Genomic DNA, 19,873 nt, shown 5'->3' with positions numbered 1-19,873 from the left:
GCGCGTGGGCGGCCACCGCGCCCGCGGCCGCCCACACCGACCACCGACCTGCGAGGGGGACCATCGATGCCGGGCCTGGGCACACTCATCAACGTCGCGGCGATCGTCGTCGGCGCCGCGCTGGGCATGGCCCTGGGAGGCCGGCTGCCCCAGCGCACCCGCGACGTCGTCACCGACGCGCTGGGCCTGGTGGTCCTGCTCATCGCGGCGCTGAACGCGGCGAGCGTGCTGGACGGGGAGTTCGTCGCCGTGGTGGGCTCCTCCGCCCCCACGCTCATCGTCTTGGGCTCCCTGCTCGTGGGCGGGTTCGTGGGGTCGCTGCTGCGGCTGGAGGCGCGGCTGGAACGGCTGGGCGAATTCCTTCGCCGCCGGCTGAGCCGCCGTCCCGTGTCCGCCGCGGCCGTGGCGGGCCACAGCGGCGGTCCCGACGCGACGCAGGAGACTCCCCCTCCCGCGGCCACGGGCCAGGACCGCTTCGTCGAGGGCTTCGTCAGCTCCTCCCTCGTCTTCCTCATCGGACCGTTGGCGATCCTGGGAGCCATCAGCGACGGTCTGGGCAACGGCATCGACCAGCTCGTGTTGAAGGCGGCGCTGGACGGGTTCGCCGCGGTCGCCTTCGCCGCCGCGCTGGGAGTGGGGGTCATAGCGTCGGCCGGACCGGTCCTGCTCTACCAGGGGGCGTTCACCCTGTTGGGGGTGTTCCTCGGGGGCTTCCTGCCCGACTCCCACATCAGCGCGCTCACCGCGACCGGGGGGTTGCTCCTGGTCGGGGTGGCGCTGCGGCTGTTGCGCATCCGGTCGCTGCCGGTGGCCGACATGCTGCCCGCGCTGTTCGTCGCGCCGCTGCTCACCGCCGTCGTCGCCGCCTTCTGAGCCGCGCCGGAACCCTCACCCGGTTCTGCAGTCCGCCTTAACATCACCGCCCGCCACATCGATTCGACGGGCGGTGGAGTTATGCCCACGTTTCACCACTTCACGTGATTTCCCAACCACAGAACGTGCGAATAAGCCACTATTTCCTTTTCCAGCACCTCGAATGACTACGGGGACATAACAGCATGAATCAAAATTGGCACCGAGCCGACGGAGCATCTTCCCGAAGTAGGACAACTCTGCTTAAGCTCCGCTAATGCTCCGGGTTAAGCGGGACCGACCCCCGATCTTCCGCTCCGGAGCGCGTGCTGACCAAGCGCGTGGAACGCCGGTTGAAACGGAGAGACCTGAATGCCAAGCAAGAAGGCCCTCGGCCTCACGGCTGCGGTCGCGGCCCTGGCCCTCGGACTGAGTGCGTGTGGCGGCGGCGGAGAGAGCGGCGGCGGCGAAGGCGGAGAAGCCGACGCGCTACAGTTCGGGTACATCTTCCCCGAGACGGGCGACCTCTCCCACCTCGGCCCGCCCCAGATCAGCGCCGCCAAGTACGCGCTGCACGAGATCAACGAGGCCGGCGGCGTGCTCGGTCAGGAGGTCCCCGAGATCCTGACCGGCGACGAGGCCAACGACGCCGCCCAGGCCAACGACGCCGCGGACCGCCTGCTCGGCCAGGACGTCGACGCCGTCCTCGGCGCGGCGGCCTCGGGCATGACGATGGCGGTCATCGACCGGATCACCGGCGCCGAGGTCGTCCAGTGCTCCGGCTCCAACACCTCCCCCGACCTCAGCACCTACGAGGACGGCGGCTACTACTTCCGCACCGCCCCCAGCGACCTGCTCCAGGGCCCCATCCTCGGCCAGAAGGTCGTCGACGACGGCCACCAGAGCGTCGCCGTCGTCTACCGCGCCGACGACTACGGCCAGGGCCTCGCCGAGGCCACCGCCACCGCGCTGGAGGAGAACGGCGCCGAGGTCGTCCTCAACGAGGGCTACGACCCCAACTCGACCAACTTCACCTCGGTGGTGCAGCAGGTCGCCGGTTCCGGCGCCGACGCGGCCGTCCTGGTCTCCTTCGAGGAGGGCGTCCAGATCATCACCGGCCTCATCGAAGAGGGCTTCAGCCCCGAGCAGATGTACAGCGCCGACGGCCTCAACAACGAGGGCCTGGGCGAACTGGTCAACGCCGACGACCCCGGGGCGATCGCCGGATTCCAGGGCACCGCCCCCGGCGTCGACAACGAGCAGTTCACCACCGCCCTGACCGAGTTCGACTCCGAGCTCGAGGTGTTCCAGTACGCGCCGCAGGTCTACGACTGCGCCATCGTGATCGCCCTGGCCGCCGAGGCGGCCGAGAGCACCGACCCGACGGTGTTCGTCGAGCAGATGACCGCCGTCACGCAGGGCGACACGCAGTGCTCGGGCTTCGCCGAGTGCCGCGACCTGCTCGCCGAGGGCCAGAGCATCGACTACCAGGGCGCCAGCGGCCCCCTGGACTTCGACGAGAACGGTGACGTCACCGTCGCCTCGTTCATGATCTACGGCTTCGACGAAGAGGGCACCCACCAGGCCCTCGAATACGTCGAGTCCAAGCCGTAACGTCCCACCCCGCACCATCCCCCACCTGCGCCCCGGGCCCCGGCCCGGGGCGCACGTCGTCTCCGGCCGCCCCCGAAGCCCCCGCCTCCCCGAGCGCCCGCGCCCGGCCCGCGGGGCCGCACCGCCGCCCGGCACCACCGCCGCCCCCTCCCTAGGGCGGCGGCATCCCCTCTGACGCCGCCGCCCTTCGTGTCGGGACCGGTCCCGACACGAAGGGCGCCCGGCCGGATTCCCGGCCGGGCGCCCTCCTGCGTCAACAGCCGCCCCGCGCCCCCGCGAACCGCGAGACCGGACGGCCGCTCCGTCAGGCCGACTTCGCCAACGTCCCCAGGTACAGCTCCACCACGTTGGGGTCCTCCAGCAGCTCCCGCCCCGTCCCGGTGTAGGCGTTGCGGCCCTGGTCCAGCACGTAGCCGCGGTCGCAGATCTGCAGGCACCGCCGCGCGTTCTGCTCGACCATGATCACCGAGACACCGGTGGCGTTGATCTGCTTGACCCGCTGGAACACCTCCTCCTGGTAGATCGGCGACAGCCCGGCCGTCGGCTCGTCCAACAGCAGCACCGACGGCTCCATCATCAGCGCCCGTCCCATCGCCACCATCTGGCGCTCACCGCCCGACAGCGCGCCCGCCTTCTGCCGCCGCCGCTGCGCCAGCAGCGGGAACAGCTCGGCCACCGCGTCGAAACGCGCGGCGAACGACTTGGGACGCAGGTAGGCCCCCATCTGGAGGTTCTCCTCGACGGTCAACGTCGGGAACACGTTCTGCGTCTGCGGAACGTAGCCCACCCCACGCGACACCAGTTCGTGCGCCGCGAGGTTGGCGATGCTCTCCCCCCTCAGCGACAGCCCGCCCGAGCGCACCGGGATCAGCCCGAAGATCGTCTTGATCAACGTCGACTTGCCCGCGCCGTTGGGGCCGATGATCCCCACGACCTCGCCCTCGTCCAGGGTCAGGGTGCAGCCGTTGAGGATGTTCACCTCGGGCACGTACCCGGCCACCAGCTCGTCGGCGAAGACCAGGTGGTCGCGCGGGTCCCCCGCCGGCGCCGTCCCGGCCCGCTCCAGCACCTCCTCGCGGACGTGCTGGGCCTCCACGGCGGCCTCGACACCCGAGGGGCGTTCCTGCTCCGGGTTCCCGCTCATCGGTCCTCCTCCGGCTCTGCCGCCGCGGGCACCGCCGTGTCCGACGGCTCCTCGTGGTGGGTGCCCAGGTAGGCGTCCACCACCTCCTTGTTGGCCCGGATGTCGGCCGGTCGGCCCTCGGCGATCACCCTGCCCTGGGCCAGCACCACGATCCAGTCGCTGATGCCCATGATCACGTCCATGTCGTGCTCGACGAACAGCACCGTCATGCCCTCGTCGCGCAACGCCGTGATGTGGCCGAGCAACGACTGGACCAGCGCGGGGTTGACCCCCGCCATCGGCTCGTCCAGCATCACCATCGACGGGTTCACCATCAGGGAACGCGCCATCTCCAACAGCTTGCGCTGACCGCCCGAGAGACTGCCCGCCATCTCGTCCTTCTTGGCCAGCAGCTTGAAGCGCTCCAGCAGCGCCTCGGCGCGCTCGGCGTTGGCGCGTTCCTGACGGCCCCACAGACCGCGCGCGAACGCCCCCCACATGCGCTCACCCGTCTGGCCGGGCGCCGCCAGCAGCATGTTGTCCATCACCGTCAACCGGGTCAGGGCCTTGGTCAGCTGGAAGGTGCGCACCATCCCGGTCCGGGCCACCTGGTGGCCGCCCAGCCGGTTGAGGCGACGCCCCTCGAACGACCACTCCCCCGCGTCCACCCGGTCGAACCCGGTCAGCAGGTTGAACAGCGTCGACTTGCCGGCACCGTTGGGGCCGATCAGCGCGGTGATCGTGCCGCGCTGGACCTCCAGGTGCTCCACGTCCACCGCGGTGAGCCCGCCGAAGGAACGGCGCACGCCGTCCACCGTGAGGATGGGGTCGGGCTTGGTCACCCCCGGCTCCGGGGCGACGCCCGCCATCCGGTCCACCGGGGTCGGGTCACTTGACATTGACCAGCATCTCCTTGCGGTTACCGATGATTCCCTGCGGCCGGTAGACGATCAGCAGCAACAACGTCAGGCCCACCATCGCGTGGCGCAGCGCGCCGACGTCGGAGCCCTGCAGGAACGGCAGGATCCCGGTGGAGGACAGCGAACGCAGCAGCTCGTCGAAGACGGTGAGCAGGAACCACATGACGACCGCGCCCAGAACCGGACCGAGCGTGCGGCCCGCGCCGCCCAGCAGCAGCATCGCCCACAGGTAGAACGTCACCTGCGGCATGAACTGGTCGGGGGTGATCGTCTGCTGGTTGATCGCGATCATCGCGCCGGCCAACGCCCCGAACACGCCGCCCAGCACCAGGCTCTGCATCTTGTAGACGAAGACGTTCTTGCCGAGGCTGCGCACCGCCTCCTCGTCCTCGCGGATGCCCTTGATGACCCGGCCCCACGGACTGTGGATCAGCAGCCACATGACCAGGCAGGCCAGGGCGACCAGGCCCCACAACACCGTCATCAGCCAAAGGTCGCGGGCCGAGAAGGAGATGTCGCCCACCCCGTAGTCGCCCGGCGGGAACGGGTTCGCGTCGTAGAAGTCGCCGGCGAAGCGCTGGAGGCCGTAGACACCGCCGGTGACCTCCTGGGCGAAACTCGCCCGGTAGAGCAGCCGCGCCACCTCGGCCACCGCGATCGTGCAGATCGACAGGTAGTCGGCGCGCAGGCGCAGCGTCGGGATGCCCAGCAGCAGGGCCAGCACCACGGCGCAGGCCACGCTGACGGCGAACCCCGCCCACAGGGGCAGCCCGAAGGTCGTCACGCTGACCGCGACACCGTAGGCGCCGACCAGCATGAACCCGACCTGACCGAAGTTGAGCAGACCGGTGTAGCCGAAGTGCAGGTTCAGCCCGATCGCGGCGAGCGCGTAGATCGCGGCGATCGGACCGATCGCCGTTTCGAATGCGCTGGAGAGGATGTACATGAAGTCCACGTGCGTCTCCTAGCCCACCCGCTCGCGACGGCCCAGGATGCCCTGCGGCCGGACCAACAACACGACGATCATGATCGCCAGCGCCCAGGCGTTCATGAGTTCCGAGGGGAACCACAGCGTCGACAACTGCGCGACCAGGCCGATGACCAGACCACCCACCATGGCCCCGTAGGCGGTGCCCAGTCCGCCCAGGATCACCGCGGCGAACATCAGCAGGAGCAGGTGGAAACCCATCTGCCAGTACACCGACTGGCTCAGGCCGTAGAAGACGCCGCCCAGCGCGGACAGCCCGCCGCCCAGACCCCACACGTAGAGGGTGACCCGGTCCACGTCGATCCCCGACGACTCCGCCAGGTCCCGGTTGTCGGCCACCGCCCGCATGGCCTTGCCGATACGGGTGAACTGCAACATCGCCGCGACCGCCACGAGAACCAGGACCGACAGGCAGATGATCGTCAGCTCGCGGGGCGTGACCCCCACCGGACCCAGCCGGATCATCTCCTGAAGCTGGTACTCGTCATAGCGTTCGCGGTTGCCCCCGAAGCCGACCAGCAGCAGGTGGCGCAGGATCAGCGCGACGCCGATCGAGACGATGAACATCTGGATCAGGGCCACGTTGCGCCGGCGCAGCGGACGCCACAGGAACCGTTCCAGGCCGATGCCCAACAGCGCGCCCAGCACGACCGCGATGAGCGCCGCCACCACGAGGGGGACGTCGTTGAAGGTGGCACCCGTGCTGAACAGCAGCGCCATCATCGCGCCGAAGGTGACCATGTCACCGTGGGCGAAGTTGATCATGCGGGTGGTGCCGAAGATCAGGGACAGGCCGATCGCCGAGATCGCGATGACCAGGCCGAAGCTGATGCCCGCGACCGTCAGCTGCACGACCTTCGTCCCGAACGGGGTGGCGGAGCTCACCCCGGGGGCGGTGGTGACCCCCTCGGGTGTCCCCTCCCCCTGCGCCGGTTCCTCCTCGGCGGCCTCCTGGGCGGGCTCGCTGGGGGAGGCGGAGGAGCCCCCCTCCTCCTCGCCCGGCCGCGCGAGGTTGAAGATCACGGTCCGTTGCTGTCCTTCGCGGACTTGGACCTCATCGTGTTCGGGACCCGGCCTTTCCGAGACGACGTACTCGTCGGGTACGGACTCTTGGTCCAGGACGACGCGGTAGGCGCCCGGTCCGGGCACCTCCACTTCCCACTCTCCGTCGGGGCCGGTCGTCGCCGTTCCGATCTCCTCCGAGCCCTGGTAGACCGTGATGTCGATTCCCTCGACGGTCTCGGGCTTGCGGATCTGACCGTTCAGCGTCTCCCCGCCCTGGTCGTCTGCCACCGCTCCGGCCGGGATCACCAGGATGGCGGTGATCACGGCGAGCAGCACAGTCACGAGGCGTCTGCGCACGCGCGCTCCTTAGCGCATTTCAGTCATGTACAACTCCGAGACGAAATATCCGGAGCTGGTCGATTGCCATGGGTGGCGCGAGTTTAGCCCGATTTAGCCTATTTATTCAGCACTGCTTAAGGTGCGTGATCCAAACGTCACGGCTTCGTTCACAACCGTGACCGGAGCGAGATCCGCGGTGATCGTCGGGGCGAGAGACGACGAAGGGCCCGCCGCACACGCGACGGGCCCCTTGACGAAGACGGGTGACGGCGTTACCCCTGCCGACCCTCCAACGTCTCGATGACGGTCTCGGCGACCTTGCGCATGGTCAGCCGGCGGTCCATGGAGTTCTTCTGAATCCAGCGGAACGCCTCCGGCTCGCTCAACCCGTGCCGGCTCTGCAGGAGCCCCTTGGCGCGTTCGACGAGCTTGCGCGTCTCCAGGCGCTCGGTCAGCCCGCTCACCTCGGCCTCCAGGGCGGTGAGCTCGGCGTAGCGGCTGACCGCCATCTCGATGGCCGGAACGAGATCAGCCTTGCTGAACGGTTTGACCAGGTAGGCCATTGCCCCGGCGTCGCGCGCCCGCTCGACGAGCTCGCGCTGGGAGAAGGCCGTCAGGATGACGACGGGCGCGATGCGCTCCGCCGCGATCCGCTCGGCCGCCGAGATCCCGTCGAGCACCGGCATCTTGATGTCGAGGATGACGAGATCGGGTTTGAGCTCGGTGGCCAGCCGGATGGCGGTCTCCCCGTCCCCCGCCTCACCCACGACGGCATAGCCGTCCTCCTCAAGCATCTCCTTGAGGTCCAGTCGGATCAGGGCCTCGTCTTCCGCGATCACCACGCGGCTCTGCGTCTGCGTCACGCGCATGAGCCTACCGAGAACGTGTAGACTTGCGGACGTCGGATCGCCTCCCCCGTCCAGGCGCGACAGGCGACTTCGATCAAGTGAAGCGGACATACCACTCATACATGTCCTCTTGCACAAAAGGCCGGAATGGTGGAATAGGCAGACACGGAGGTCTCAAACACCTCTGCCTGAAAGGGCTTGTGGGTTCGAGTCCCACTTCCGGCACGCATCACGGGACAAGAAGAGCACCCTCAGGGTGCTCTTCTTCACTTCTGTACCCACACCGTCGCGGAAAGTCCCCTCCTCCGGCTTCTGCACCCTCGATGCTGGTCCCATGCACCCGCGTGAACTGGTCGACGAGACCCGCCGTCTCACCCGCCAGGGGTTCTCCGATCAGGTCGTCTCGACGCTCCTGGGAGTCCCCAGAAGCACCATCGGGAACTGGCGCCGTGGCACCAGCAGGGCCGCCCCCCTCCGCAGGGACCCGACCGGGGACGCCTACTGTCCACGTTGCCACGGCAGACCCCTTTCCTCCGCCTATCCCTATCTCCTGGGGCTCTACCTGGGGGACGGTCACATCACCCCGGTCCGAAGCGTCTATGGCCTGTCGATCACCTGTTGCGACGACTGGCCGGGGCTCATAGGGCTCTGCGCCGAGGCCATGGGCGCGGTGCTTCCCGTATCGGTCTTTCGGGTCCGGCGGAGCGGATGCACCGAGGTCAAGTCCACGTCCAGCCACTGGCCCTGCCTGTTCCCCCAGCACGGCCCGGGCCCCAAGCACCGCCGCCCGATCCGGCTGGCCCCGTGGCAGCGCGAGGCCGTCGACCGGCGTCTGGACCAGTTCGTCCGGGGCCTGTTCCACTCGGACGGGTGTCGCGCGACCAACTCCACGAAGAGGCGGGTCCAGGGGTCGGTCAGACGGTACGAATATCCTCGCTACCTCTTCTCCAACGCCTCCCAGGACATCCTCGGTCTCCTGGGACGCAGTCTCGACTCCCTGGGAGTCGACTGGCGCCAGAGCCGCCCCGTCACCGAGGGGAGCGTCGGCATGATCTCCGTCGCCAAGCGGGCCTCGGTGGCCCGCCTGGACGAGTTCGTGGGGCCGAAACACTGAGCCGCCACCACCTTTTCCGGCCCTAATACGCCTTTTGTGGCGTTCTGTAAATGACGCGCGGCCGGATGCGGTCACATCCCGGCTACAACCTGAGCACAACACGCAGGTTCGGTCGCCAGGGGAGGTCGTGGTCCCCGATCCTGGAAAGCGGGAGTCGTCAAGGGGTCTGCGGCGCGACTCTTCCCGTCCGCCGCCCACCCGTTCGAAGGGAGTGGCTGGTGTTCACCGCGGTGACCGGCGTCCTGGGTGGTTTGGTCATCATCGCCTGGGTCGTGGTCGCGTGGGCCTCCCGACGCCGCCAACCCTGGTATCTCGCGCCGGTGGCCCTCCTCATCGTCGCTCTCGTCGCCTTCGACCTCCCCGTTTGGGCCCTGCTCCCGATCGTGGCCCTGGGGGCGGGCACCTTCACCGAACTGGTGGTGGGCACGCGCGAGGCCCCCACGCTGCGCACCAAGGACCCCGACGCCCCCCTGAGCACGGAACGGTGGGCCGCCGCGGTCGCCGCACCGTTTCGGGTCGCGTTGGCCGAGCCCTGGGACGTCGTGGTCCGTCCCCAGCTGCGGCGCCGCTACCGCAAGATCTTCGAGCTGGAATGGGGCGTGGTCGACCGGGAGTCGCTGTTGGCGGCGGTGGAACGGTTGTGGGAGGAGCTGCACACCGGGCACAGCCCGGACCTGATCGTGGACTTCCGCGCCGCGACGGCGCGCAGCCGCGACCCCGAGGGCCGGCGTCCGGAGCGCACGATCTCGCTGACCCCCGAGCAGGTGGAGCGGATGCGCGAGGTCACCGGCGCCGACGACTCCACGCAGACCGTGGTCATCAGCGCCTACCAGTGGTGGAAGTCGGTCCACCTGGTCAGGCTGGCCTGTGGCGGTGCCACGCTCGACTGGTTGAGTCCGGTCGAGACCCAGAGCCTGCTGCGTCGGGTCGCCTCGGACCTGCAGCGTCGCTACGCGAGCTGGCGGCAACTGGCCGAGGCGTTCCACGGCGGCTACCTGCTGTGGCAGGGGGGCGGTTTTGAGGAGGCTGACTGCGACCGGGTCTGGACGGCGCTGGGCCTGTTGACCACCGATCCGGCGAGCCCGTGGAACATGCTGCCCTGGGACATGCCGCTGGAGCGGGTGCCCAACGACCACAACGTCCCCAACGCCCAGCCGCAGTGAACCGGCGCGGCGCCTCCGCCACAACGGGGACGGCTCCCCGTTCCGGTGCCGAGGCGCCGGTACGGGGAGCCGTCAAGGGCCGGGAGCCTACTTGCCGTGGGCGATCGCGTCGCCGATGCGGTGGACTCGCAGCGAGTTGGTGGACCCCGGGGTGCCGGGCGGGCTCCCCGAGACGATGACGACCTTGTCGCCCTTTTGGTACCGGCCCATGTCGAGGAGCTCGCTCTCGACCTGGCGGACCATCTCGTCGGTGTGGTCGACCCAGGGCACGCAGTAGGTCTCGACGCCCCAGGTCAGCGAGAGCTGGGCCCGGGTGGAGGCCTCGGTGGTGAAGGCCATGAGCGGAATGGGCGAGCGGTAACGCGCCAGCCGGCGCGCGGTCTCGCCGCTCATGGTGAAGGCGATGAGCGCCTTGGCGCCCACGGTCGCCCCGACCTCGGCGGCGGCGCGGGCGATGGCGCCGCCGGTGGTCTCGGGCACCCGGTTGAGGATGTGCGAGGCCCGCAGCGACTCCTGCTCGGCCGCGGCGACGATGCGGCTCATCGTCTGGACGGTCTCGATCGGGTAGCGGCCGACACTGGTCTCGCCGGAGAGCATGACGGCGTCGGCGCCGTCGAGGACGGCGTTGGCGACATCGGAGGCCTCGGCCCGGGTGGGACGGGGCGCGCTGATCATGGACTCGAGCATCTGCGTGGCGACGATGACCGGCTTGGCCTTGTCGCGGCAGCGCTCGACAGCGCGTTTCTGGACCATCGGGACGTTTTCGAGGGGGAGTTCGACGCCGAGGTCGCCGCGGGCGACCATGACCCCGTCGAAGACCTCGATGATGTCCTGGAGCCGTTCGACGGCCTGGGGCTTTTCGATCTTGGCGATGAGGGGGACGCGCAGCCCCACCTCGTCCATGATCTTGTGGACGTCCTCGGCGTCGGCCGGGCTGCGGACGAAGGAGAGGGCGACCATGTCCACGCCCTGCTCCAGCGCCCAGCGCAGGTCGGCCTCGTCCTTCTCGGTGAGCGCGGGAACGCTGACCGAGACGCCGGGGAGGTTGAGCCCCTTGTTGTTGGAGACGGTTCCGCCGATGAGGACGCGCGTGTGGACGTCGGTGGTCGAGGTCTTGACGCATTCCAGCACGACGCGGCCGTCGTCGACGAGGACGCGGTCGCCGGGACGGACGTCCCCCGGCAGGCCCTTATAGGTGGTGGACACCCGGTGCCTGTCGCCGGGGACGTCGTCGATGGTGACGGTGAACTCGTCGCCTGGCTTCAGTTCGACGGGTCCGTCGGCGAACCTGCCCAACCGGATCTTGGGACCCTGCAGGTCGGCGAGGATGCCCACGCTGCGGCCGGTGGCTTCGGCTGCTGCGCGTACGTTCTCGTAGTTCGCGCGGTGGTCATCGTGCGTACCGTGGCTGAGGTTGAGTCGCGCTACGTCCAGCCCGGCTTCGACAAGCGCGCGGATGCTCTCCGGGCTCGATGTGGCTGGGCCGAGGGTCGCGACGATTTTTGCTCGACGTGTCACATTACACACTCTAGGGCTTCTCAGCCGTGCAGTGGTCTAAACCAGGTTGCGAACAGGCGTCATCAGCGGGGCTAGCGGGCGAACGCCTCAACCGCCGCGGAGCAGAAAGCGGGCAGGTCATCGGGCTTGCGGCTGGTGACGAGACGGTTGGGACCGCCGTCGCAGACGACAACCTCCTTGTCTTCCCAGGTTCCACCGGCGTTAACGATGTCGGTGCGCAGGCTGGGCCAGGAGGTGAGGGCGCGGCCGCGCAGGACGTCGGCCTCCACGAGGGTCCATGGCGCGTGGCAGATGGCGGCCACGGGCAGGCCCGCGTCGAAGAACCCCTTGACAAAGGCGACGGCTCGCTCGTCGGTGCGCAGGAAGTCGGGATTGGCGACACCGCCGGGCAGGACGAGGCCGGCGAAGTCGGTGGCGGAGACGTCGGCGACGGTGGCGTCGACGGGGAAGGTGTCGGCCTTGTCGAGGTGGTCGAAGCCCTGGATCTCCCCGCTGTCGGTGGAGATGAGCCTGGGTGTGCCGCCGGCCCGGCGGACGGCCTCCCAGGGCTCGGTGAGCTCGACCTGTTCGGTCCCCTCGGGTGCGGCGAGGAAGGCGATGGTCTTACCGGTGAGTTCGTCGGCCATGGTGGTGTTCCTCTCGGTTGCGTCCTACGGTGCGCGCCGGGCGCGTCCTTCTCCTCCCCTGCCCGCCGCGGACCGTCGATACGCCCCCGGGTGGTGACGCCGGAACATGACGGTTCTCACGTTGGCGGATGCGGGTGTCCGGTCGCGGCGGGCAGGGATGCCGGCCTGTCGGGGTCCTGAACGGGTTCGAGGGGTGGGGGTTCAGCGGCGGGGCGCGTTGCGCCGTGGCGTCACGGCCGTGGGGCGTGGCCGCCGGAGGCGCGGTGAGGGGCGGGACTCGGCTCGGGCACCCACCGGGGCGTTCAGCGGCCGGAGCGCGGGGCGGGCGCGTGTTCCCCGAGGCGTCCGTAGGCGCGCAGGGTGAGCAGGCGCTGGACGGTGATGGCGCCGCGTGCCTCTTCGGTGGCGGCCGCGCACCAGTGCTCGCCCGGGAAGTCCCAGCCGCCGTCCGCGTGCTGGGCGCCCGCCAGGCGGTCGAGGTGGGCGTTGATCTGGTCGTCGTCGAAGAGGGAGCGGGCGATGTGGTTCGGGTGGGGGGCCAGGTCCAGTGGGGTGTGGACCTCGCCTTGGGCGTGGGCGTCGAGGACGATGGTGGCGCGGATCATGGGGGCGAGGCGGGCGAGTTCGGCCCGGGCCCGCTGCTGGTCGGGGGCGTGTTCCAGGAAGGTGCACACCGCGACGGCCTCTTCGGGTTCGGTCCAGTGCAGGGCGGCGATGCGACTCCAGCAGAAGGCGGTGGCGCGATCCCGCCAGGGGTGGGTGATGTGGTGCCGGTGCAGGAGGCCGGCGATGGCGGCCGTGGGGGCGAGGGCGCCGGCGAAGTCGGTCCGCGCGCGCCAGCGGGGGGCCGTCTCGGTGTGGCGGACGGAGGGCAGGACGGGGGGAACGCCGCCGTTGCGGGCGGTCGCGTAGGTGAGGAAGGAGCAGACGCGGACCACGTCGGCGCGGGGGAGCGGCCCCAGCTCGTCGAGGACACGCAGGGCGGTCTCGACGGCGCGGGGTTGGCTGCCGTGGCCGCGTAAGTCCGGTTCCAGGGCGTTGCCGTAGCCTCCGTCGACGTTACGGTAGCCGTCGAGGACGGTGCGGACGGGGGCGTCGGGGCCGCTGTGGAAGTGGAAGGCGAAACGGTGCCGGTCGAGGAGCCGGGCGTTGCGCATGATGAAGTGTTCCGCGGCGTGCAGGGTGTCCGTCGTCATCATGGTCATATGGAGAAGGTGCGCCCGCGCCGACATCCCCAAACATGGCCATTCGACCTATTTCACCGCCTTTTAACCGGTTCAACGTCCCCTTTCGGACATCTGGAACAGGCGTGCCTCCTCAGCGCCTCCCACGCCCGGGACCCCGGCCGCGGACACGGCCGGGGTCCCGGGACGCGCGGGTCAGGTCAGGGGCCGCGCCGTCGGCTCGATCGGCTCGGGCAGAAGCCCCTCACCGCCGAGGTAACGGTCGATGCCGGCGGCCGCGGACCGGCCCTCGGCGATCGCCCAGACAATCAGCGACTGGCCACGCCCCATGTCCCCGGCGCAGAACACGCCCTCGACCGAGGTGGCGTAGTCCCGGTCGCGCACCACGTTGCCGCGCCCGTCCAGATCGACCCCCAGCTCCTCGATCAGCCCGGCCTTCTGCGGACCGACGAACCCCATGGCCAGGGTGACCAGCTGAGCGGGGATCTCGCGCTCACTGCCCTCGATCGGCGTGAAACCGGCGTCGGTGCGCTCGACGTCGACGAGCCGGAGCGCGCGGACCCGCCCCTGCTCGTCGCCGAGGAACTCCAGCGTGTTGACCGAGTACAGGCGCTTGCCGCCCTCCTCGTGGGCGCTGGTCACCTTATAGAGCATGGGGTGGGTCGGCCAGGGCTGGCCGGCCGGGCGGGAGGCGGGCGGCTTGGGCATGATCTCCAGCTGGGTGACCGAGGCGGCCCCCTGCCGGTGCGCGGTGCCGACACAGTCGGCACCGGTGTCGCCGCCGCCGATGACGATGACGTGCTTGCCCTTGGCGGTGATGGGCGGCTCGGCGTAGTCGCCCTCCTGGACCCGGTTGGCCAACGGCAGGTACTCCATCGCCTGGTGGACGCCTTCGAGCTCGCGTCCGGGCACCGGAAGGTCGCGCCAGGCGGTGGCGCCACCGGCCAGCAGCACGGCGTCGTGGTCGGCGCGCAGCTGTTCCACCGTGATGTCGACCCCGACGTTCACGCCGGCGCGGAACACCGTTCCCTCGGCCCGCATCTGGCCGAGCCGGCGGTCGATGTGCCGCTTCTCCATCTTGAACTCGGGGATGCCGTAGCGCAGCAGCCCACCGATCCGATCGGCCCGTTCGTAGACGGTCACCTCGTGGCCGGCCCGGGTGAGCTGCTGGGCGGCGGCCAGGCCGGCCGGGCCGGAGCCGACCACGGCGACCTTCTTGCCGGTGCGCACGCGCGGCGGCTGCGGGCGGACCCACCCCTCCTCCCAGGCTCGGTCGATGATGGAGACCTCGACGTTCTTGATCGTCACGGCGGGCTGGTTGATGCCGAGCACGCACGCCGACTCACACGGCGCAGGGCACAGCCGGCCGGTGAACTCCGGGAAGTTGTTGGTGGCGTGCAGGCGCTCGATCGCCTCGCCCCAGTCGTGACGGTGGACGAGGTCGTTCCACTCGGGGATGAGGTTGCCCAGGGGGCAGCCGTTGTGACAGAACGGGATGCCGCAGTCCATACAACGGGACGCCTGCTTGGCGACCTTGCCCCGCTCGAAGTCCGCATAGACCTCGCGCCAGTCCTGGATCCGGACGTCGACGGGACGGTGCTTGGGGAGCTCCCGCTCGGTGATGGTGAGGAAACCCTTGGGGTCGGCCATCGTGTTCTTCCCTCCTTTCCGAAAGGGCCTGTCAGGACTGGGCGGAGGCCATGATGGCCTCGTCGATGTCGCGGCCTTCGCGCTCGGCCGTGGCCCGGGCGGCCAGGACCCGCTTGTAGTCACGGGGCATGACCTTGGCGAACCGGTCGGCCTCGACGTCGAAGTCGGCGAGGAGGCGCTGGGCCACGGTCGACCCGGTCTCGGCGTGGTGGCGGCGCAACACGTCCTCCAGGAACGCGCGGTCCTCGTCGTCGAGCGGGTCGATGTCGACCATCTCGCCGTTGACGCGGGCGGTGTCCAGGTCGAGCACGTAGGCGATCCCGCCCGACATGCCGGCGGCGAAGTTACGGCCGGTGGGGCCCAGGACGACGGCCCGGCCACCGGTCATGTACTCGCAGCCGTGGTCGCCGACGCCCTCGACGACGGCGAGCGCCCCGGAGTTGCGCACGCAGAAGCGCTCGCCGACGACACCGCGCAGGAAGACCTCGCCCGAGGTGGCCCCGTAGGCGATGACGTTGCCGGCGATGATCTGCTCCTCGGCGTTGAACTGGACGTGCTCGGGGGGCCGCACGGTGATGCGTCCGCCCGACAGGCCCTTGGCCACGTAGTCGTTGGCGTCGCCGACCAGGCGCAACGTGACGCCCTTGGGCAGGAACGCCCCGAAGGACTGCCCGGCCGACCCGGTGAAGGTCACGTCGATGGTGTCGTCGGGCAACCCGGCCGCCCCGTAGCGCTTGGTCACCTCGTGGCCGAGCATGGTGCCGACGGTGCGGTTGACGTTGCGCACGGGAAGGTCCAGGCGCAGCGGCCGACCGAACTCCAGCGCCCCCTCGGAGAGCTGGATCAACGTGTTGTCCAGGGCCTTTTCCAGCCCGTGGTCTTGGACGCGGACGCGCCGGCGGTGGTCGCTGGCCCAGGGCTGGACCTCGTGCAGGATCGGCGAGAGGTCCAGGCCCGACGCCTTCCAGTGGTCCACGGCGTCGGCCACGTCGAGCAGTTCCACGGCGCCCACGGCCTCGTCGAGGCTGCGGAAGCCGAGCGCGGCCAGATGCTCGCGGACCTCCTCGGCGATGAACTCGAAGAAGTTGACCACGAACTCCGGCTTGCCCGAGAAGCGCTTGCGCAGTTCGGGGTTTTGGGTGGCCACGCCGACCGGGCAGGTGTCGAGATGGCAGACACGCATCATGACGCAACCGGAGACGACGAGGGGGGCGGTGGCGAAACCGAACTCCTCGGCGCCCAGCAGCGCGGCGATGATGACGTCACGGCCGGTCTTCAGCTGCCCGTCGGCCTGCACGACGATGCGGTCGCGCAGCCCGTTGCGCAGGAGGGTCTGCTGGGTCTCGGCCAGGCCCAGCTCCCAGGGGGTGCCCGCGTGCTTGAGCGAGGTCAGCGGCGACGCTCCGGTGCCACCATCGTGGCCGGAGATGAGCACCACGTCGGCGTGGGCCTTGGAGACGCCCGCGGCGACGGTCCCCACTCCGGCCTCGGAGACCAGCTTGACGTGGACCCGGGCCGAGGGGTTGGCGTTCTTGAGGTCGTGGATGAGCTGGGCGAGGTCCTCGATGGAGTAGATGTCGTGGTGGGGCGGCGGCGAGATGAGGCCGACGCCGGGCGTGGAGTGGCGGGTCTGGGCGACCCACGGGTAGACCTTGTGGCCGGGCAGCTGGCCGCCCTCCCCCGGCTTGGCGCCCTGGGCCATCTTGATCTGGATGTCGTCGGCGTTGGTGAGGTAGTGCGAGGTGACGCCGAAGCGGCCGGAGGCGACCTGCTTGATCGCGCTGCGGCGCAGGTTCCCGTCGGCGTCGGGGGTGAACCGATCGGGGTCCTCCCCTCCCTCACCGGTGTTGGACTTGCCGCCGAGGCGGTTCATCGCGATGGCGAGGGTCTCGTGGGCCTCGGCCGAGATCGACCCGTAGGACATGGCGCCGGTGGAGAAACGCTTGACGATCTGCGAGACCGGCTCGACCTCCTCCAGCGGGACCGGCTCGCGCACCCCCTCCTTCAGCTTGAACAGGCCGCGCAGCGTCATGAGCTTTCCGGCCTGCTCGTCGACCTTGGAGGTGTACTCCTTGAAGATCTCGTAGCGGCGCGTCCGGGTGGAGTGCTGCAGCTTGAAGACGGTCTCGGGGTTGAACAGGTGCGGTTCGCCCTCGCGCCGCCACTGGTACTCGCCGCCCACGGCGAGGCGGCGGTGCCCGGCGGGGTTGCCGGCGTGGGCCGCCGCGTGGCGCAGCCGGACCTCTTCGGCGAGGACGTCGAACCCGACACCGCCCAGGCGCGAGGTGGTCCCGGTGAAGCAGCGCTCGATCACCTCGGCGCCCAGCCCCAGCGCCTCGAAGATCTGCGCACCGGTGTAGGAGCTGACCGTGGAAACGCCCATCTTGGACATGATCTTCAAGACGCCCTTGCCGAACGCCTTGATCGTGTTGCGGACGGCGGTGTCGGCGTCGATGCCGCCGATGACACCCCGCTCGACCAGGTCGCGCACCCCGGCCAGGGCCAGGTAGGGGTTGACGGCCGAGGCCCCGTAGCCGACGAGCAGCGCGACGTGGTGGCATTCGCGGACGTCGCCCGCCTCGACCACCAGGCCCACCTCGGTCCGGGTCTTCTCCCGGACCAGGTGGTGGTGGACCGCCCCGGTGAGGAGCAGGGAGGGGATGGGCGCGCGTTCGGCGTCGGCGCCGCGGTCGCTGAGCACGATGACGTGGGCGCCATCGGCGATGGCCCGCGACACCTCGGCGCAGATCTCGTCGAGGCGGGCCGCCAGCGCCGTCCCGCCTCCGGCCACGGGGTAGGTGCCGTTGGCGACGTGGACGCGCAACGCCGGGTCGCCTTCGGGCCCGCCCGCGGCGACGATCGCCGCGAGTTCGGCGTCGTCGATCACCGGGGTGGACAGCACGATGCGCCGGCAGTCCTCCGGGTCGGGGGACAAGACGTTCTCCTCGGCGCCCAGCGTGGTGCGCAGGCTGGTGACGAGCTCCTCGCGGATGGCGTCCAGCGGCGGGTTGGTGACCTGCGCGAAGCCCTGGGAGAAGTAGTCGAAGAGCTGCCGGGAACGGTCCGACAGCGCGGCGACGGGCGTGTCGGTGCCCATGGACCCGATCGGCTCGGCACCGGTGCGCGCCATGGGGGTGAGGATGAGCCGCAGCTCCTCCTCGGTGTAGCCGAAGACCTGCTGTTCCCGCAGGAGGTCGGCGACGGGGGCCGGCTCGGCCGCCGGCAGGTCCTCCAGGCGGACCACACCGCGCGCCAGCCATTCGGCGTAGGGGTGCTCGGCGGCGAGTTCGGCCTTGATCTCCTCGTCCTCGATGATGCGGCCCTGGGCCGTGTCGACGACGAAGATCCGTCCCGGCTGGAGGCGCCCCTTGCGGACGACGCGGGCGGGGTCGATGTCGAGGACGCCGACTTCGCTGGCGAGCACGACGAGCCCCTCGTCGGTCACCCAGTAGCGTCCCGGGCGCAGGCCGTTGCGGTCCAGGACCGCGCCGATCAGGGAGCCGTCGGTGAAGGTGACGGAGGCCGGGCCGTCCCAGGGTTCCATCAGCATGGAGTGGAACTCGTAGAAGGCCCGCACCGCCGGGTCCATCTCGGCGTGGTTCTCCCACGGCTCGGGGATCATCATCAGCACCGCGTGCGGCAGGGAGCGCCCGCCCAGGTGGAGCAGTTCCAGCGCGGCGTCGAAGGAGGCGGTGTCGGAGTCCTCGGCGTCGACGATGGGGAAGAGCCGGGAGATGTCCCCGGGGAGGAGGTCGCTGGCCAGCGTCGCCTCACGGGCCCGCATCCAGTTGCGGTTGCCCTTGACCGTGTTGATCTCGCCGTTGTGGGCGACGTAGCGGAAGGGGTGCGCCAGCGGCCAGGACGGGAAGGTGTTGGTGGAGAAACGGGAGTGCACCAGCGCCAGGCCGGAGGCGTAGCGGTGGTCGGACAGGTCGGGGAAGAAGGGCTCCAGCTGCGGCGTGGTGAGCATGCCCTTGTAGGTGATGGTGCGCGGGGACAGGCTCGGGAAGTAGACGCCGGCCTCGTGCTCGGCGCGCTTGCGCACGCAGTAGGCGTAGCGTTCCAGCTCGATGCCGCTGATCCCCTCCGTGGCGGTGCCGGGCCGGCCCGCGACGAAGAGCTGGGCGAAGAACGGCATGACCTCGCGGGCGGCCGGTCCGCAGTAGCGGGGCTCGAAGGGCAGGTCACGCCATCCGAGCAGGGTCAGCCCCTCCTCCTCGACGATGCGCTCGACGGCGGCGGTGACGCTGGCCCGCTCGGCGGCGTCGGTGGGCAGGAAGCCGATCCCCACCGCGTAGGCGCCCGCCTCGGGGAGCTCGAACCCGCAGGTGGCGCGGTACAGCTCGTCGGGGATCTGGGTGAGGATGCCCGCGCCGTCGCCGTCGTCGGGGTCGGCGCCGGACGCGCCGCGGTGGTCGAGGTTGCGCAGAACGGTCAGCGCCTTTTCGACGATGTCGTGGCTACGACGGCCGGAGAGGTCGGCGACGAACCCGACACCGCAGGCGTCGTGTTCGTAGGAGCTGTCGTACAGGCCCTCGGAAGTGGTCTTGGCGTCCGTTGGGACGGACGGACGCTGCACCTGGCCAGCAGGCATCTACCCTCCTGTCGTCTTTCGTCTGGGCTTTCGAGAAAGCGCATTCGGGACGACATTGGCCCTGCTGCGTCAGCGTGCGATCGTTGCGTGCGCCTCCACCCATTCCGCGGGCCCCGGACGGGGAAACCCACGGTCACTTCCTCGTGCCAAATGGTGTATCGGCTGTTCAACGCAACACGTGCAGGTAACTCACGTTACCCGGGGGTCCACCTCCGATGTCAATCGTGAGGTCTAGACCAACCGCCGCCACATCGCGGCGGTTCTCGACGGGGGTCCCCCGGCCCGCACAGGATACGACGGCGCCGGCCCACGATCTTCGCGGGCCTTGCCAACTC

General features: G+C 69.9%; 14 protein-coding genes and 1 tRNA gene. 5 read left to right on the top strand and 10 right to left on the bottom strand.

What is annotated here, in order from left to right; translation table 11 throughout:
• The first annotated feature begins 66 nt into the window (after window positions 1-66).
• Together ACYVHU_RS03235 and ACYVHU_RS03230 are read left to right on the top strand one after the other, a co-directional pair.
• Window positions 67-873 (top strand): DUF554 domain-containing protein, encoded by an 807-nt coding sequence (locus ACYVHU_RS03235; RefSeq protein ID WP_498947431.1) that lies wholly within the window; start codon window positions 67-69, stop codon window positions 871-873.
• 351 nt (window positions 874-1,224) lie between these two features.
• Window positions 1,225-2,466 (top strand): ABC transporter substrate-binding protein, encoded by a 1,242-nt coding sequence (locus tag ACYVHU_RS03230; protein WP_498947430.1) that lies wholly within the window; start codon window positions 1,225-1,227, stop codon window positions 2,464-2,466.
• Window positions 2,467-2,770: 304 nt separating this feature from the next.
• On the opposite strand, the gene ACYVHU_RS03225 is transcribed toward ACYVHU_RS03230, so the two are convergent.
• From ACYVHU_RS03225 to ACYVHU_RS03205, 5 genes are all read right to left on the bottom strand, one after another.
• On the bottom strand, window positions 2,771-3,610 hold the full coding sequence (locus tag ACYVHU_RS03225; protein ID WP_078759880.1) for an ABC transporter ATP-binding protein: 840 nt from the start codon (window positions 3,608-3,610) through the stop codon (window positions 2,771-2,773).
• Complete coding sequence (locus ACYVHU_RS03220; RefSeq protein WP_394330022.1) at window positions 3,607-4,488, bottom strand: ABC transporter ATP-binding protein; 882 nt, start codon at window positions 4,486-4,488, stop codon at window positions 3,607-3,609. The genes ACYVHU_RS03225 and ACYVHU_RS03220 overlap by 4 nt, the downstream gene beginning before the upstream one ends.
• Window positions 4,478-5,464 (bottom strand): branched-chain amino acid ABC transporter permease, encoded by a 987-nt coding sequence (locus tag ACYVHU_RS03215; protein ID WP_078759881.1) that lies wholly within the window; start codon window positions 5,462-5,464, stop codon window positions 4,478-4,480. The genes ACYVHU_RS03220 and ACYVHU_RS03215 overlap by 11 nt, the downstream gene beginning before the upstream one ends.
• Window positions 5,465-5,473: 9 nt before the next feature.
• Entirely contained in the window at window positions 5,474-6,859 is a 1,386-nt protein-coding gene (locus ACYVHU_RS03210) for a branched-chain amino acid ABC transporter permease (RefSeq protein WP_200813482.1), read from the bottom strand.
• Between the two features lie 254 nt (window positions 6,860-7,113).
• Window positions 7,114-7,710 carry an ANTAR domain-containing response regulator gene (locus tag ACYVHU_RS03205; protein ID WP_078759883.1) on the bottom strand — a complete coding sequence of 199 codons (597 nt, stop codon included), beginning with the start codon at window positions 7,708-7,710 and terminating at the stop codon, window positions 7,114-7,116.
• A 120-nt stretch (window positions 7,711-7,830) separates the two neighbouring features.
• Between ACYVHU_RS03205 and ACYVHU_RS03200 the strand changes: the two genes are divergently transcribed.
• From ACYVHU_RS03200 to ACYVHU_RS03190, 3 genes are all read left to right on the top strand, one after another.
• Window positions 7,831-7,914: transfer RNA gene (locus ACYVHU_RS03200), tRNA-Leu, on the top strand.
• A gap of 109 nt (window positions 7,915-8,023) precedes the next feature.
• Complete coding sequence (locus ACYVHU_RS03195) at window positions 8,024-8,803, top strand: hypothetical protein (protein WP_078759884.1); 780 nt, start codon at window positions 8,024-8,026, stop codon at window positions 8,801-8,803.
• A gap of 218 nt (window positions 8,804-9,021) precedes the next feature.
• Entirely contained in the window at window positions 9,022-9,966 is a 945-nt protein-coding gene (locus ACYVHU_RS03190) for a DUF1266 domain-containing protein (protein WP_078759885.1), read from the top strand.
• Window positions 9,967-10,053: 87 nt separating this feature from the next.
• Here the strand turns inward: ACYVHU_RS03190 and pyk are convergent, their stop codons facing one another.
• The 5 genes from pyk to gltB form a co-directional block, all read right to left on the bottom strand.
• Complete coding sequence (gene pyk, locus ACYVHU_RS03185) at window positions 10,054-11,484, bottom strand: pyruvate kinase (protein ID WP_078759886.1); 1,431 nt, start codon at window positions 11,482-11,484, stop codon at window positions 10,054-10,056.
• Between the two features lie 71 nt (window positions 11,485-11,555).
• Window positions 11,556-12,110 (bottom strand): type 1 glutamine amidotransferase domain-containing protein, encoded by a 555-nt coding sequence (locus ACYVHU_RS03180; RefSeq protein WP_078759887.1) that lies wholly within the window; start codon window positions 12,108-12,110, stop codon window positions 11,556-11,558.
• A 302-nt stretch (window positions 12,111-12,412) separates the two neighbouring features.
• On the bottom strand, window positions 12,413-13,315 hold the full coding sequence (locus ACYVHU_RS03175; protein ID WP_144290659.1) for a prenyltransferase: 903 nt from the start codon (window positions 13,313-13,315) through the stop codon (window positions 12,413-12,415).
• 174 nt (window positions 13,316-13,489) lie between these two features.
• On the bottom strand, window positions 13,490-14,944 hold the full coding sequence (locus tag ACYVHU_RS03170) for a glutamate synthase subunit beta (RefSeq protein ID WP_078759888.1): 1,455 nt from the start codon (window positions 14,942-14,944) through the stop codon (window positions 13,490-13,492).
• Between the two features lie 31 nt (window positions 14,945-14,975).
• Window positions 14,976-19,538 carry a glutamate synthase large subunit gene (gene gltB, locus ACYVHU_RS03165; protein ID WP_078759889.1) on the bottom strand — a complete coding sequence of 1,521 codons (4,563 nt, stop codon included), beginning with the start codon at window positions 19,536-19,538 and terminating at the stop codon, window positions 14,976-14,978.
• Between the last annotated feature and the right edge of the window lie 335 nt (window positions 19,539-19,873).

It is taken from the genome of Marinactinospora endophytica, assembly GCF_054780875.1.
The sequence above is the reverse complement of the archived record's forward strand: the minus strand, read 5'-3'. Positions and strand labels throughout refer to the sequence as shown.

What these genes read in the sequence shown, in the direction of transcription:
- ACYVHU_RS03180 (WP_078759887.1), bottom strand. Translation starts at nt 12,110, where the DNA reads ATGGCCGACGAACTCACCGGTAAGACCATCGCCTTCCTCGCCGCACCC.
- ACYVHU_RS03225 (WP_078759880.1), bottom strand. Translation starts at nt 3,610, where the DNA reads ATGAGCGGGAACCCGGAGCAGGAACGCCCCTCGGGTGTCGAGGCCGCC.
- ACYVHU_RS03220 (WP_394330022.1), bottom strand. Translation starts at nt 4,488, where the DNA reads ATGTCAAGTGACCCGACCCCGGTGGACCGGATGGCGGGCGTCGCCCCG.
- ACYVHU_RS03170 (WP_078759888.1), bottom strand. Translation starts at nt 14,944, where the DNA reads ATGGCCGACCCCAAGGGTTTCCTCACCATCACCGAGCGGGAGCTCCCC.
- ACYVHU_RS03230 (WP_498947430.1), top strand. Translation starts at nt 1,225, where the DNA reads ATGCCAAGCAAGAAGGCCCTCGGCCTCACGGCTGCGGTCGCGGCCCTG.
- ACYVHU_RS03205 (WP_078759883.1), bottom strand. Translation starts at nt 7,710, where the DNA reads ATGCGCGTGACGCAGACGCAGAGCCGCGTGGTGATCGCGGAAGACGAG.
- ACYVHU_RS03195 (WP_078759884.1), top strand. Translation starts at nt 8,024, where the DNA reads ATGCACCCGCGTGAACTGGTCGACGAGACCCGCCGTCTCACCCGCCAG.
- ACYVHU_RS03175 (WP_144290659.1), bottom strand. Translation starts at nt 13,315, where the DNA reads ATGACCATGATGACGACGGACACCCTGCACGCCGCGGAACACTTCATC.
- gltB (WP_078759889.1), bottom strand. Translation starts at nt 19,538, where the DNA reads ATGCCTGCTGGCCAGGTGCAGCGTCCGTCCGTCCCAACGGACGCCAAG.
- ACYVHU_RS03235 (WP_498947431.1), top strand. Translation starts at nt 67, where the DNA reads ATGCCGGGCCTGGGCACACTCATCAACGTCGCGGCGATCGTCGTCGGC.